The following is a 13,968-nucleotide window of genomic DNA, read 5'->3' on the forward strand; positions in this document are numbered from 1 at the left end:
CATGCATTCCCTGCAAGCCAAGATCCTCGACCCCCGCCTGGGCAGCGAATTCCCGCTGCCGCAATACGCCACCCCCGGCTCCGCTGGCCTCGACCTGCGCGCCATGCTCAAGGAAGAGGTCGCCCTCGAACCGGGCCAGACGCTGCTGATCCCCACTGGCCTGTCGATCCATATCGCCGACCAGGGCCTCGCAGCCATGATCCTGCCGCGCTCCGGGCTGGGTCATAAACACGGCATCGTCCTCGGCAACCTGGTGGGGTTGATCGACTCCGACTACCAGGGCGAGCTCATGGTTTCCTGCTGGAACCGTGGCCAGACGACCTTCCGCATTACAATCGGTGAGCGCATCGCGCAACTCGTGTTGGTGCCCGTGGTACAAGCTCACTTCGAGTTGGTCGAGGAATTCCACCAAAGCCAGCGCGGTGCAGGCGGCTTCGGCCATACCGGCAGTCAGTAATCGCCCGCCCTCAGGACAAACCGCCGAGGAGACCTCAGTGAAACTCTTCAAGCGCAGTAGCAAGGATGCAGCGTCCACAGAGCAGCCAAATGCGCAGCCCATGGCCAAGGCTCGGGCGCAACCTCGGCCCGGCGAACTCCTGCCGGGCGTCATCGCAACGCTGGGCGGCCTGGCAGCCGCCGGCGCCATTCTCTGGTTCGGCGTGCTCGCCCCTGCCGATGCGAACCGCGTCGCCCAGCTGAGCCAGGTATGGGGCAGCAGCCAAGCCTCTGCCGTCCAGCAAGCCATTGCGCAAATGCAGGCCGAAACTGCCGCCGCGGCGCAGAACCCGGCACTGATCGAGGCCCTGGAAAGTGGCGACGCCACCCGGCTCCAGATGGCCGAACGCAATCTGACCCACTGGAGTGGCGTGGTAGACGCACACCTCAACTTGCCCGGCCAGGCGCAGCCGGATGGGCAGCGCGCGGCCCCGATGAACTTCGCCGCCCTGGACCTGCTGCGCCGCGCAGAGGAAGGCCAGAAGCCAGCGCTGGAGGCTTACAAGAACGACCAACGCTGGCTGGTCTATAGCGCCATCCCCCTGCGAGCGAGCCCCGACGCACCACTGCAGGGCACCCTGCTGCTGGCATTCGACCTTCAGCACCTGCTCAATGCCCTGCCGGTGCTGCCGGCCGACATCGGCCAGTTGCAGCTGGCCCAGCAATTCAGCAAGGCGCCGCCCCAGATCCTGGCGACACGCGGCCAGGCAGCAGCCGTCGCGCCGATCACCTTCGACAGCGGCAACCCGAACTGGCGCCTCAGCTTCACCCCAGGGCCGGCGCTCGCCCAGTCTTCCGGCTCACCGTTGCTCCTGGCCCTGGCCGCCCTGCTCGCCCTGGCCGGTGCCGTGCTCGGACTCTACCTCAGCCGGTCTGCCCTGCATCGCACGCTGCGCGAGGACGCCCAGCAGTTGAACCAACTGCTGCTCGAACTCTCGAACGGCAAGAGCGTCAAACCATGCAACCTGCGCCTGCCGGCGCTGGATAGTCTGGCCCAGGCGCTCGCTCGCCAGCCCGGACGCAAAGCTGAACCGCTGCCGGAAAACGGCCAAGCCACGGCGCCCGCCAAGCAGACGCCACCCACGACAACTGTGTCAGCCGAGCCGGCCGACCCGTTATTCCAAGATACCGACATCCTCGATATCGACATCCTCGACGAAGACCAGGACCTCCTGGGATTGGAGCAAGCCCCCGCCATGACCAGCATCGAAAAGATCGCACCCGCCCTCCCCGCCAGTATTTTCCGCGCCTATGACATCCGCGGCGTGGTAGGCGACACCCTGACCACCGAGACCGCCTACTGGGTCGGACGCGCCATCGGCTCGGAAAGCCTGGCCCGCGGCGAGCCCAATGTCTCGGTCGGCCGTGACGGCCGCCTGTCCGGCCCCGAGCTGGTACAAAGCCTCATCCAGGGCCTGGTGGACTGCGGTTGCCAGGTCACCGATGTCGGCATGGTGCCGACTCCCGTCCTGTACTACGCCGCCAACGTGCTGGCCGGCAAGTCTGGCGTCATGCTCACCGGTAGCCACAACCCGCCGGACTACAACGGTTTCAAGATCGTGGTCGCAGGCGAAACCCTCGCCAACGAGCAGATCACCGCTTTGCACACCCGCATCAAGAACAACGACCTGGCCAGCGGCACCGGCAGCGTCGAGCAGGTCGAGATTCTCGATCGCTACTTCAGCCAGATCCGCGATGACATCGCCATGGCGCGGCAGATGAAGGTCGTGGTCGATTGCGGCAACGGTGTAGCCGGCGTGATCGCTCCACAACTGATCGAAGCCCTGGGCTGCACCGTGATCCCGCTTTACTGCGATGTCGACGGTACCTTCCCGAACCACCACCCGGACCCTGGCAAGCCGGAAAACCTCGCAGACCTGATCGCCAAGGTGAAAGAAGAAAATGCCGACCTGGGCCTGGCCTTCGACGGCGACGGAGACCGCGTCGGCGTGGTGACCAACGCCGGCACCATCATCTACCCCGACCGCCTGCTGATGCTGTTCGCCAAGGACGTGGTCTCGCGCAATCCGGGCGCCGATATCATCTTCGACGTCAAATGCACTCGTCGACTGACGTCGCTGATCAGCGGCTACGGCGGCCGTCCGGTGATGTGGAAAACCGGCCACTCGCTGATCAAGAAGAAAATGAAAGAAACTGGCGCCCTGCTCGCGGGCGAAATGAGTGGCCACATCTTCTTCAAGGAACGCTGGTTCGGCTTCGACGACGGCATCTACAGTGCCGCCCGCCTGCTGGAAATCCTCAGCCAGGAGAAGCAGGACGCCGAACAGGTGTTCGCGGCCTTCCCGAGCGACATCTCTACGCCGGAAATCAACATCACCGTCACCGACGAGAACAAGTTCCGCCTGATCGAGCGCCTGCAACAGGAAGCCAGCTGGGGTGAAGCCAACCTCACCACGCTGGACGGCGTGCGCGTCGATTATCCGAAGGGCTGGGGCCTCGTCCGCGCCTCCAACACCACGCCGGTGCTGGTATTGCGCTTCGAGGCCGACTCGGAAGAAGAGCTTGAGCGCATCAAGCAGGTCTTCCGCAGCCAGCTCAATGCCATCGCCCCTGAACTCACCCTGCCGTTCTGATCCGTGTTACTGGAGCCCAGCATGACCCTCAGCCTCGACGCCGCTTCCCAAGTCGCCCAGGTCCTGTCCGAAGCGCTGCCCTATATCCGCCGCTTCGTCGGCAAGACCCTGGTGATCAAATACGGCGGCAACGCCATGGAAAGCGACGAGCTGAAAGCCGGCTTCGCCCGCGACGTGGTGCTGATGAAAGCCGTCGGCATCAACCCGGTGGTCGTGCATGGTGGCGGCCCGCAGATCGGTGACCTGCTCAAGCGCCTGTCCATCGAGAGCCACTTCATCGACGGTATGCGCGTCACCGATGCGCAAACCATGGACGTGGTGGAGATGGTCCTCGGGGGCCAGGTGAACAAGGATATCGTCAACCTGATCAACCGCCACGGCGGCAGCGCGATTGGCCTGACCGGCAAGGACGCTGAGCTGATCCGCGCGAAGAAGCTCACCGTCACCCGCCAGACCCCGGAGATGACCCAGCCGGAAATCATCGACATCGGCCATGTAGGCGAAGTCACCGGCGTCAACACTGACCTGCTGAACATGCTGGTCAAGGGCGACTTCATTCCGGTGATTGCTCCCATCGGCGTTGGTGCCAATGGCGAGTCCTATAACATCAACGCCGACCTGGTGGCCGGCAAGGTCGCCGAGGCGCTGAAAGCCGAGAAGCTGATGCTGCTGACCAACATTGCCGGCCTGATGGACAAGCAGGGCCAGGTGCTCACTGGGCTTTCCACCGAGCAGGTCAACGACCTGATCGCCGACGGCACCATCTATGGCGGCATGCTACCGAAGATCCGCTGCGCACTGGAGTCGGTGCAGGGCGGGGTGAACAGCGCGCACATCATTGATGGCCGTGTACCTCACGCAGTGCTGCTGGAGATCTTCACCGACACCGGTGTCGGCACCCTGATCACCAACCGCAAGCGTTCCTGAGCAGCGAAACCCCGATACGGAAAGGCCGGAGCGATCCGGCCTTTCCGTGTCCAGACCTTGCAAGCAACCCCGGGAGCCCTTCATGGCCAGCCTGTCACGCACGGATTTCACCTACTTTCACAACCTGCGCGTGCGCTGGGCGGAAGTGGACCCGCAGGGCATCGTCTTCAACGGTCACTACCTGACCTATGTGGACGTTGCCACGACTGAGTACTTTCGCACCCTGGATGTGGCATATCCGGCCGACCTGCAACGTGATGGCGGCGATTTCTTCGCGGTAAAGGCCCTTCTCGAGTATCACGCCCCGGCCCGGTACGACGACCTGCTGGACATCGGCGTCCGCGTCAGCCGCCTGGGTGGCGCAAGCTTGAACTTCCAGATCGGCATCTGGCGCGATGACTTGCAGCTGACTTCCGGGGAGATGGTCTATGTGCACGCCGACACCCATAACCGAACGAGCCGACGGCTACCCGACTGGCTGAGGGAGAGAGTCTTGCGCTTCGAGGGCCACGCCCCACAATTCTGACTCAGGGAGTGGAGCCCAACAGCTCGGCTAGGCGGGCACGGTCAGCGGCGTAGCCGGTCTTGGCTTTTTCACTCTCAGCCTGGTAACGGGCGATCTCCTTGTCCAGTCGCTTCTGCTCTTCACGAAGGCGCTCCATCTGCGTCAGCAGATGCGCCGGAACGTCCCGCCCGCTCCGTTCGCTTTCGGCCGCCTGGCTCTGCAATCCGGTCAATTGCTTGCGCAAGGACTGCTGGTTGCCTCGCACCACCCCAATCAGGCCATCCAGCTCGGCGAGCTTGCGTTCCAGCGCACGATCAACGTCCTCGACGCTGGTGTAAAGACGCAGCAGCTGGGCATCTGAGCTGGCTCGCGCCTGCTCGTCCAGTTGACGCTGCATCTCCTCGCGACTGGGCGCGGGCGGTACGACCCGAACCACGCGCCCCTGGTCGTTGAGCACTTCATAGCCCTTGCCGATGTACTCCGGCGGTACGCCCTGCCGATCGAGCACTGTCACGCCCTTGTCGTCGACATACCGATAAAGCTCGGCGGCACCGGCCAACGGGGCGATGGCCAGGCACACCAGCAGGCTGACGCGAAGGGCATGTCGCTTCTGCATGTGGACATCCCGCCCGGGCGGGCTCAGATCCCGAAGTTCGCGCGATAGGTTTCCACGGCGGGCAGGTGCTTCTTCAGCTCGGAATCACCTGCCAGATACTCCAGTACCCGCTCCAGGGACACGATGCTGACCACCGGCATGCCGAAGTCACGCTCTACTTCCTGTATAGCTGAAAGTTCACCCTGGCCGCGCTCCTGACGGTTCAGCGCGATCAGCACGCCCGCCGCCTGGGCGCCCTGGGCCTGGATGATCTGCATGACTTCACGGATGGCGGTGCCAGCGGTGATCACGTCATCGACGATCAGCACACGCCCCTGCAAAGGGGCGCCTACCAGGGTGCCGCCCTCGCCGTGATCCTTGGCTTCCTTGCGGTTGAAGCACCAGGGCAGATCGAGCTGGTGATGCTCGGCCAGCGAGATCGCCGTTGCTGCTGCGAGCGGAATACCCTTGTAGGCCGGCCCGAACAGCACATCGAAAGAAATGCCACTATCGACCACGGCAGCTGCGTAGAATCGCCCGAGCTGCGCCAGGGCAAGCCCGCTGTTGAACAGACCGGCATTGAAGAAGTAAGGGCTGGTACGCCCGGATTTGAGAGTGAACTCACCGAAACGCAGTACTCCGCGCTCGATGGCAAAGCGAATGAATTCGCGCTGATACGCCTGCATGTAAAGCCTCGGACGGCACGGATTTAGCTAAATAGAAAGAGCTCGGGTATCATACACGCACGTGTTTTTGGGGGCCATTTATGCGGATCATCAGTGTGAACGTGAATGGTATTCAAGCTGCCGCCGAGCGAGGACTCCTCAGCTGGCTGCAAGCGCAGAATGCCGACGTGATCTGCCTGCAAGATACCCGTGCCTCCGCCTTCGACCTGGACGACCCTGCCTTCCAACTGGATGGTTATTTCCTCTACGCCGGCGATGCTGAAGTTCCCACCCAAGGCGGTGTGGCGCTCTATTCACGGTTACAACCAAAGGCGGTGATCTGGGGGCTCGGATTCGAGTCCTGTGATCGATACGGACGCTACCTGCAGGCAGATTTCGACAAAGTGAGCATCGCCACCCTGCTGCTGCCTTCCGGGCAAGGCGGGGACGAGAATCTGAACCACAAGTTCAAGTTCATGGACGACCTCACCCATTATCTGAACAAGCAACGGCGCAAGCGCCGCGAGTACATCTACTGTGGCTCGCTGTACGTTGCCCACCAGAAGCTGGACGTGAAGAACTGGCGCGACTGTCAGCAGCTTCCAGGCTTCCTGGCGCCCGAGCGCGCCTGGATGGACGAAGTGTTCGGCAACATGGGCTATGTGGATGCGCTGCGCGAAGTGAGCCGCGAGGGCGACCAGTACAGCTGGTGGCCGGACAGCGAACAGGCCGAGATGCTCAACCTCGGCTGGCGCTTCGACTACCAGGTACTGACGCCCGGCCTGCGCCGTTTCGTGCGCAGCGCGCGCCTGCCACGGCAGCCGCGCTTCTCACAGCATGCGCCGCTGATCGTGGACTACGACTGGTTGCTGAGCGTCTGACGCACGAAAAAGCCGGCTTTCGAGCCGGCTTTTTCTTTGCTGGAGATATGTATCCCGGAGGATGGGCTCGGCCCACCAGCCACCATCACGCTAGGCTGATACGCTTTATTTCACCAACCGCCAGCAGAACGGATAACGGTAGGCTTGGCCTTCATTGGCCTTGATGCCCGCGATGATGGTCAGCACCAGCGCACCAATGCTGACCAGACCGAGCAGCGGGAATCCGATCACCACCAGCATCAGCAGGAAACAGAGCACTACCGCCAAGGCGACGGTGATCTGGAAGTTCAGTGCTTCCTTGCCCTGGGCATCGACGAACGGATCGAGGTCCTTCTTGATCTGCCAGACGATCAACGGCCCCAGCAGGTTGCCGAAGGGGAAGACCAGCCCGAGGAAGGCGGAGAAATGGCAGAACATCGCCCACTGCCGCACTTCCTTGCTTGGAGGCTGAGTTTGAGTGAGTTCGTCCATGTACCTGCCCCTCCTCTGCTGATGGTCAGTCGGCCAGCACAGCCCGCTGGAGTTCGAAGAGCTCGCCGAGGCCCTTGCGCGCCAGGTCCAGCATTGCGGTCAGTTCCTCGGGCTGGAAGGGCGTGCCCTCAGCCGTGCCCTGTACTTCGATGAAGCCGCCAGCGCTAGTCATTACCACGTTGAGATCGGTCTCGGCAGCCGCGTCTTCCAGATAGTCCAGGTCCAGCACCGGCTCGCCCTGGTAGATGCCCACGGATACGGCGGCAACCATCTGTTTCAACGGCTCGCCCTTCAGCGCACCACGCTTTTTCAGCACCTTCAGCGCGTCAACCAGGGCCACCATAGCGCCAGTGATGGAAGCGGTACGGGTACCGCCATCAGCCTGGATCACGTCGCAATCGAGGTAGATGGTGTTCTCGCCCAGCTTGCTCATGTCCAGGGCAGCACGCAGCGAGCGGCCGATCAGGCGCTGGATTTCCAGCGTGCGGCCGCCCTGCTTGCCACGGCTGGCCTCACGCTGGTTACGCTCGCCAGTGGAGCGCGGCAACATGCCGTACTCAGCCGTCAGCCAGCCCTGCCCTTGCCCCTTGAGGAAGCGCGGCACACCGGACTCGACGCTGGCCGTGCAGATCACTTTGGTATCCCCGAACTCAACCAGCACCGAGCCTTCTGCATGCTTGGTGTAATTGCGGGTGATGCGGATCGAGCGCAGCTGATCAGCTGTGCGGCCACTGGGACGTTTCATCGGGGAATACCTGTACGGGAGGAGTCTGCCGGCCATTATAGAGACGTCTCGCCCGGTGGGACATCGCCACGTTGGGAGTGGTGGGTCCGGCTGGGCTACAATCGGCTCCTTCGATCGACCACACCAGAAGGAAATCCCATGGTGCACAGCATGACCGCTTTCGCCCGCGTTGAACGGGCCGGCCCCAACGGCACCCTGAGCTGGGAACTGCGCTCGGTCAACCATCGCTACCTCGAACCCCACCTGCGCCTGCCCGAAGCCTTTCGCGACCTCGAAGGCCCGGTGCGCGATGCACTGCGCCAGGGCCTCTCGCGCGGCAAGGTGGAGTGCACCCTGCGCCTCGCCGAGGAGACCGCCGGCAAGCCGCTGCAGGTCGATCGCGAGCGTGCCGGGCAGCTGATCCAGGCCGCCGAAAGCGTCGCCGCACTGATGCAGCAGCCAGCGCCGATCAGCCCATTAGAGGTCCTGGCCTGGCCTGGCGTGCTGGTAGCCGACGCTACCGACCCTCAGGCACTGAATGCCGCCGCCCTGGAGCTTTTTGCCCAGGCGCTGGTCGAGCTGAAGAACGGCCGCTCCCGCGAGGGCGCCGAACTGGCGCGACTGCTCAACGAGCGCCTCGACGCGATGGATGAAGAAGTCACCGCCCTGCGCGCGCTGGTTCCGCAGATGCTGGCCGGCCAACGGCAGAAGATCCTCGACCGCTTCAACGAGATGAAGGCCGAACTGGACCCGCAACGCCTCGAGCAGGAGCTGGTGCTTCTGGCTCAGAAAAGCGACGTTGCCGAGGAACTGGACCGTCTTGGCACCCATATCGCCGAAGTTCGCCGGGTGCTCAAGGCCGGCGGCGCAGCGGGACGCCGCCTGGACTTCCTCATGCAGGAGCTCAACCGCGAAGCCAATACCCTCGGCTCCAAGGCCTTCGACCCGCGCTCGACCCAGGCCGCCGTGAACCTCAAAGTACTGATCGAGCAAATGCGCGAGCAAGTGCAGAACATCGAGTAAGAGACAGTCCCCATGACCGCCACCCCCGGCACCCTGTACATCGTTTCAGCGCCTTCCGGCGCCGGCAAGACCAGCCTGGTCAAAGCCCTGGTCGACGCCGAGCCCAACATCAGCGTCTCCATCTCCCACACCACCCGCGGCATGCGCCCGGGTGAAGTGGACGGGCTCAACTACCATTTCGTGAGCCGCGAAGAGTTCGTGCACATGCTGGACCACGGCGACTTCCTGGAACATGCCGAGGTCTTCGGCAATCTCTATGGCACGTCGCAGCGCTGGGTCCTGCAGGCCCTCGCCGACGGACATGACCTGATCCTCGAGATCGACTGGCAGGGCGCACAGCAGGTTCGTCACCTGATGCCCCAGGCCAAGTCCATCTTCATCCTCCCACCCAGTCAGCACGCCCTTCGCCACCGCTTGAACAACCGCGGCCAGGACAGCGACGAGATCATCGACCGACGCATGCGCGAAGCCGTCAGCGAGATGAGCCACTACGTCGAGTACGACTACCTGGTGATCAACGATGATTTCGCTACTGCGCTCGACGACCTCAAGGCCATCTTCCGCGCCAACCAGCTTCGCCAGGGATCGCAACAGGTCCGTCACGGCGCATTGCTGGCCAGCCTGCTAGCCTGATGATCAAGGGGAGGCGCTGAAATCAGCGCTTCCCTTAATGCTGGTGATTTTTTAGACTATTCAGTCCGCTCGCCCTTTCGGGCAAAGCATTTGCCATTCAATTCTGTGCTACGAGGAACACCATGGCCCGCGTTACCGTTGAAGACTGCCTGGACAACGTCGATAACCGCTTTGAGCTGGTCATGCTTGCCACCAAGCGTTCCCGTCAACTGGCCACCGGCGGCAAAGAGCCCAAGGTAGCCTGGGAAAACGACAAGCCTACCGTCGTTGCCCTGCGTGAAATCGCTGCAGGCCTGGTCGACTATGACGTCATAGCCCAGGAAGACATCGTCGAAGATGAACCGCTGTTCGCTGCTTTCGAGGACGAGGCCAACGAGGCCCTCTGAGCCCATGCCTGGTCGACGTCGTAAAGCCCAGGATCGCAGCGGCCGGCCAGGAGTGATGCCTTGCCGAGCATAGATGCCCTCGCCGAGCGACTTTCGACCTACCTCGGCGCCGATCAGGTCAACCTGGTGCGCCGAGCTTACTTCTATGCCGAGCAAGCCCATGATGGGCAACGCCGGCGTAGCGGTGAAGCCTACGTCACCCATCCCCTCGCCGTAGCCAGCATCCTGGCCGACATGCACATGGACCATCAGAGCCTGATGGCCGCGATGCTGCATGACGTGATCGAGGACACAGGCATTGCCAAGGAAGCCCTCAGCGGGCAATTCGGCGAAACCGTCGCCGAACTGGTGGACGGGGTCAGCAAGCTGACCCAAATGAACTTCGAGTCCAAGGCCGAGGCCCAGGCCGAGAACTTCCAGAAGATGGCCATGGCCATGGCCCGCGACATCCGCGTGATCCTGGTCAAGCTGGCGGACCGCTTGCACAACATGCGCACCCTGGAAGTGCTTTCCGGCGAGAAGCGTCGCCGCATCGCCAAGGAAACTCTGGAAATCTACGCCCCTATCGCCAACCGGCTGGGCATGCATAGCATGCGCGTGGAGTTCGAGGACCTCGGCTTCAAGGCCATGCACCCGATGCGTTCGGAGCGCATCCGTGCCGCTGTGCGGCGTGCACGCGGCAATCGCAAGGAAATCGTCAACAAGATCGAGGAATCGCTGACCAACTGCCTGCGTCGCGAAGGCATGGAAGGCGAAGTGATCGGTCGCGAGAAACACCTGTACAGCATCTACAAGAAGATGCGTGGCAAGCGCCGGGCGTTCAACGAGATCATGGACGTCTACGCCTTCCGCATCATCGTCGACAAGGTCGACACCTGCTACCGCGTGCTCGGCGCGGTGCACAACCTGTACAAGCCGCTGCCCGGCCGCTTCAAGGACTACATCGCGATCCCCAAGGCGAACGGCTACCAGTCACTGCACACCACCCTGTTCGGCATGCACGGAGTGCCCATCGAAATCCAGATTCGCACCCGCGAAATGGAAGAGATGGCCAACAACGGCATCGCCGCGCACTGGCTGTACAAGTCCAGCGAGGACGACCAGCCCAAGGGTACCCATGCCCGCGCCCGTCAATGGGTGAAAGGCGTGCTGGAACTCCAGCAGCGCGCAGGAAACTCGCTCGAGTTCATCGAGAGCGTGAAGATCGACCTGTTTCCGGATGAGGTCTACGTCTTCACGCCGAAGGGCCGCATCATGGAGTTGCCGAAAGGCTCCACCGCGGTCGATTTCGCCTACGCGGTGCACACCGATGTCGGCAACACCTGCATCGCCTGCCGCATCAACCGACGCCTGGCACCACTCTCCGAACCACTGCAGAGCGGCGAGACGGTCGAGATCGTCACTGCACCGGGCGCCCGCCCGAACCCGGCCTGGCTCAACTTCGTGGTCACCGGCAAGGCGCGCACGCATATCCGCCATGCGCTCAAGCAACAGCGCCGCTCCGAATCCATCAGCCTGGGCGAACGCCTGCTGAACAAGGCCCTGGCCGGCTTCGAGAGCCATCTGGACAAGATTGCCCCCGAACGGGTCCAGGCCATCCTCACTGAGTATCGCCAGGAAGTCATCGAAGACCTGCTCGAGGACATTGGCCTCGGCAACCGCATGGCCTATGTGGTGGCTCGCCGCCTACTGGCCAGCGACGGAGAGCAGTTGCCGAGCCCTGAAGGCCCGCTGGCTATTCGCGGCACCGAGGGTCTGGTGCTGAGCTATGCCAAGTGCTGTACGCCAATCCCTGGCGACCCCATCGTCGGGCATCTGTCCGCCGGCAAGGGCATGGTCGTGCATCTGGAGAGCTGCAAGAACATCGGTGAGATCCGCCACAATCCGGAAAAGTGCATCCAGCTGTCCTGGGCCAAGGATGTGGCAGGCGAATTCAATGTCGAGCTGCGCGTCGAGCTGGAACACCAGCGCGGGCTGATCGCCCTGCTCGCCAGCAGCGTCAACGCCGCCGACGGCAACATCGAGAAGATCAGCATGGACGAGCGCGATGGCCGCATCAGCGTGGTCCAGCTGGTGGTCAGCGTGCATGATCGCGTGCACCTGGCCCGCGTCATCAAGAAGCTGCGCGCACTGAAGGGTGTGATCCGCATCACCCGTGTACGCGCCTAGCAACCTATCGATAAACGTAGCGAACGCAGGCTGTGTGCAGCCCGATGCCGCCGTTTTTCAATAGACTGCCAAGCCTTAAACAAGACCAAGGAGTTCCACATGAGCAAGACCGTCATTACCAGCGACAAGGCCCCTGCAGCCATCGGCACTTATTCCCAGGCGATCAAGGCCGGTAACACCGTCTACATGTCCGGCCAGATCCCGCTGGACCCCAAGACCATGGAGCTGGTGGAAGGATTCGAAGCCCAGACCGTCCAGGTGTTCGAAAACCTGAAAGCCGTCGCTGAAGCCGCTGGCGGCTCCTTCAAGGACATCGTCAAGCTCAACATCTTCCTCACCGACCTGTCCCACTTCGCCAAGGTCAACGAGATCATGGGCCGCTACTTCGAGCAGCCCTACCCCGCCCGCGCAGCCATCGGCGTCGCCGCCCTGCCGCGCGGCTCGCAAGTGGAAATGGACGCCATCCTGGTGCTGGAGTAAGCCCCACCGGCGGGGCCCCGCGCCCCGCCTCCCCTGTAGTTCGCGGAAAGGACACCTTCATGCGTCACGCCCTCACCTTGCTGGCCAGCGCCCTCATTCTGGGCGGCTGCTCCAGTGCTCCCTCCGACCCCAGCGGCATCTGGATCAACCAGGCAGCGATCGATGCTGCCTCCCAGGACGGTAAGCTGCGTGAATCGCTCCTGGCCTACGGACCCAACCTCGAGTGGCAGATCGACGGAAAAACCGGGGAGGCCAAATACAGCAATGGCTTCGAACTGGGTGAAGGTCGCCTGGTACCGCACGATGACGGCAACTGGCAGGTGGACTTCTACGGCGATTACCACGAAAGGCTCGAAGTCGACGGCGACGAGCTGGTCCAGCTCGCCAGTGAAAACCTGCCAGAGCAGCGTTTCGTTCATCCCGAGCAGGCCCCGGCAGAGGGTGCCCCGCCAGGCAGCAGCTTCGAGCACGCGCTCTATGCCTCTTATCTAGGAGGCACCTGGACCATCAGTGAGGGCCAAGGTCAGGGCGGCTTGGTGAAGTTCAATGCTGACGGCAGCCTGGAAGGCCTGCCCGGCGCTGATCGCTATGCCCTCTGCCTGGCAGGTGATTGCGCAGCGATGAGCGGCGAAAACGACAGCATCTGGCTGCAACAGGGCAATCAGGGGCGCGCCTGGATCTTCGTCCATGACGGCGACGAACTGGAAATCCTCGAAGCACGCAACAGTGCCCAGACCGACGAGATGCCCGAATACACGCCCGGCAAGCGCGCCTGGCTACTGGAACGCGACTGATGCGCTGACCATCAGCCAGCCACCAAGCAGCAGCAACAGGCAGCCGCACAGCCTATCCAGCGTGCCGACCCGCTGCTGCAGCCATCGACGCCAGCGTCCATGGCCAAGCAACCGCACCAGGGCCATATCCCACACCAGCACCACCGTGGTCATCCAACCCATGCTGAGCAGCAGCCCCCACTCCGGCATCGCGCTGTTGCGCAGGACACCGAACAAGCCGGCGTAGAAGATCGGCAACTTGGGGTTCAGGCTGCTGGCCAGGAATCCCTCTCCAAGCCCTACACGCCAGGAGCCTTGTCCCACAGGCAGGGCCTCCGGCAGCTCGAGCATGCGCTGCGCCAGCAGGGCCCGCCCGCCAATCCAGACGAAATAGGCCCCGCCTAGAATCTGCAGCACCATCCACATAGCACCTTCAGAAGACGGCATGGCACTGATCGCCAGCAATACCAGCAGCATGCTCGAAAGGTTGGCCAGGGCGATCCCGACCGCGCAGCCATCAGCGTGACGGACACCTTTGAGCAACGCGGAGCGGAGTAACAGGAAGAAGTCAGGACCGGGAGACAGCAAGGCGACGAAATGGGTGCTGGCAACCAGCAGAAACAGTGCAAGCAAGGCACGACCCTCCG

General features: G+C 62.9%; 16 protein-coding genes. 11 read left to right on the forward strand and 5 right to left on the reverse strand.

Features of this window, described 5'->3' with window-relative positions:
• Position 1 precedes the first annotated feature (1 nt).
• From dut to OXH74_RS07540, 4 genes are all read left to right on the forward strand, one after another.
• The gene (gene dut / locus OXH74_RS07525) at positions 2–457 is read left to right on the forward strand and encodes a dUTP diphosphatase (RefSeq protein ID WP_375740694.1); all 456 of its coding nucleotides are present in this window, start codon (positions 2–4) and stop codon (positions 455–457) included.
• A gap of 1,234 nt (positions 458–1,691) precedes the next feature.
• Positions 1,692–3,089 (forward strand): phosphomannomutase/phosphoglucomutase, encoded by a 1,398-nt coding sequence (gene algC, locus OXH74_RS07530; RefSeq protein WP_375741580.1) that lies wholly within the window; start codon positions 1,692–1,694, stop codon positions 3,087–3,089.
• A gap of 21 nt (positions 3,090–3,110) precedes the next feature.
• On the forward strand, positions 3,111–4,016 hold the full coding sequence (gene argB, locus OXH74_RS07535; RefSeq protein ID WP_215372295.1) for an acetylglutamate kinase: 906 nt from the start codon (positions 3,111–3,113) through the stop codon (positions 4,014–4,016).
• Positions 4,017–4,098: 82 nt separating this feature from the next.
• Positions 4,099–4,542 (forward strand): thioesterase family protein, encoded by a 444-nt coding sequence (locus OXH74_RS07540; RefSeq protein WP_215372297.1) that lies wholly within the window; start codon positions 4,099–4,101, stop codon positions 4,540–4,542.
• A gap of 1 nt (position 4,543) precedes the next feature.
• Here OXH74_RS07540 and OXH74_RS07545 read toward each other — a convergent pair whose 3' ends face one another.
• Both OXH74_RS07545 and pyrE read right to left on the reverse strand, forming a co-directional pair.
• A complete protein-coding gene (locus tag OXH74_RS07545) occupies positions 4,544–5,137 on the reverse strand; it encodes a DUF4124 domain-containing protein (protein WP_375740695.1) in 594 nt (197 codons plus the stop codon).
• Positions 5,138–5,160: 23 nt separating this feature from the next.
• Entirely contained in the window at positions 5,161–5,802 is a 642-nt protein-coding gene (gene pyrE / locus OXH74_RS07550; protein WP_375740696.1) for an orotate phosphoribosyltransferase, read from the reverse strand.
• 80 nt (positions 5,803–5,882) lie between these two features.
• On the opposite strand from pyrE, the gene OXH74_RS07555 reads away from it, so the two are divergent.
• Positions 5,883–6,662, forward strand: coding sequence for an exodeoxyribonuclease III (locus tag OXH74_RS07555; protein ID WP_280289145.1), 780 nt, complete (start codon positions 5,883–5,885; stop codon positions 6,660–6,662).
• A gap of 105 nt (positions 6,663–6,767) precedes the next feature.
• Here OXH74_RS07555 and OXH74_RS07560 read toward each other — a convergent pair whose 3' ends face one another.
• Positions 6,768–7,133, reverse strand: a complete 366-nt coding sequence (locus OXH74_RS07560; protein WP_375740697.1) for a DUF4870 domain-containing protein — start codon at positions 7,131–7,133, stop codon at positions 6,768–6,770.
• A 25-nt stretch (positions 7,134–7,158) separates the two neighbouring features.
• Positions 7,159–7,878, reverse strand: a complete 720-nt coding sequence (gene rph / locus OXH74_RS07565; RefSeq protein ID WP_215372308.1) for a ribonuclease PH — start codon at positions 7,876–7,878, stop codon at positions 7,159–7,161.
• A gap of 138 nt (positions 7,879–8,016) precedes the next feature.
• Between rph and OXH74_RS07570 the strand changes: the two genes are divergently transcribed.
• The 6 genes from OXH74_RS07570 to OXH74_RS07595 all read left to right on the forward strand — a co-directional run bounded on the left by OXH74_RS07570 (position 8,017) and on the right by OXH74_RS07595 (position 13,342).
• On the forward strand, positions 8,017–8,880 hold the full coding sequence (locus OXH74_RS07570) for a YicC/YloC family endoribonuclease (protein ID WP_375740698.1): 864 nt from the start codon (positions 8,017–8,019) through the stop codon (positions 8,878–8,880).
• Positions 8,881–8,892: 12 nt separating this feature from the next.
• Complete coding sequence (gmk, locus tag OXH74_RS07575) at positions 8,893–9,513, forward strand: guanylate kinase (RefSeq protein WP_215372312.1); 621 nt, start codon at positions 8,893–8,895, stop codon at positions 9,511–9,513.
• 122 nt (positions 9,514–9,635) lie between these two features.
• Positions 9,636–9,899 carry a DNA-directed RNA polymerase subunit omega gene (rpoZ, locus tag OXH74_RS07580; protein ID WP_215372315.1) on the forward strand — a complete coding sequence of 88 codons (264 nt, stop codon included), beginning with the start codon at positions 9,636–9,638 and terminating at the stop codon, positions 9,897–9,899.
• A gap of 60 nt (positions 9,900–9,959) precedes the next feature.
• Positions 9,960–12,068 (forward strand): bifunctional GTP diphosphokinase/guanosine-3',5'-bis pyrophosphate 3'-pyrophosphohydrolase, encoded by a 2,109-nt coding sequence (gene spoT, locus OXH74_RS07585; RefSeq protein WP_375740699.1) that lies wholly within the window; start codon positions 9,960–9,962, stop codon positions 12,066–12,068.
• Positions 12,069–12,167: 99 nt separating this feature from the next.
• Positions 12,168–12,548 carry a RidA family protein gene (locus tag OXH74_RS07590; protein ID WP_215372320.1) on the forward strand — a complete coding sequence of 127 codons (381 nt, stop codon included), beginning with the start codon at positions 12,168–12,170 and terminating at the stop codon, positions 12,546–12,548.
• A gap of 59 nt (positions 12,549–12,607) precedes the next feature.
• Positions 12,608–13,342, forward strand: a complete 735-nt coding sequence (locus OXH74_RS07595; RefSeq protein ID WP_375740700.1) for a hypothetical protein — start codon at positions 12,608–12,610, stop codon at positions 13,340–13,342.
• Here the strand turns inward: OXH74_RS07595 and OXH74_RS07600 are convergent.
• Complete coding sequence (locus OXH74_RS07600) at positions 13,325–13,954, reverse strand: LysE family translocator (RefSeq protein ID WP_375740701.1); 630 nt, start codon at positions 13,952–13,954, stop codon at positions 13,325–13,327. The two genes, OXH74_RS07595 and OXH74_RS07600, sit on opposite strands and share 18 nt — an antisense overlap.
• Positions 13,955–13,968 lie beyond the last annotated feature (14 nt).

The sequence above is a fragment of the Metapseudomonas boanensis genome (assembly GCF_042232855.1).
Classification (GTDB): Bacteria; Pseudomonadota; Gammaproteobacteria; order Pseudomonadales; family Pseudomonadaceae; genus Metapseudomonas; species Metapseudomonas boanensis.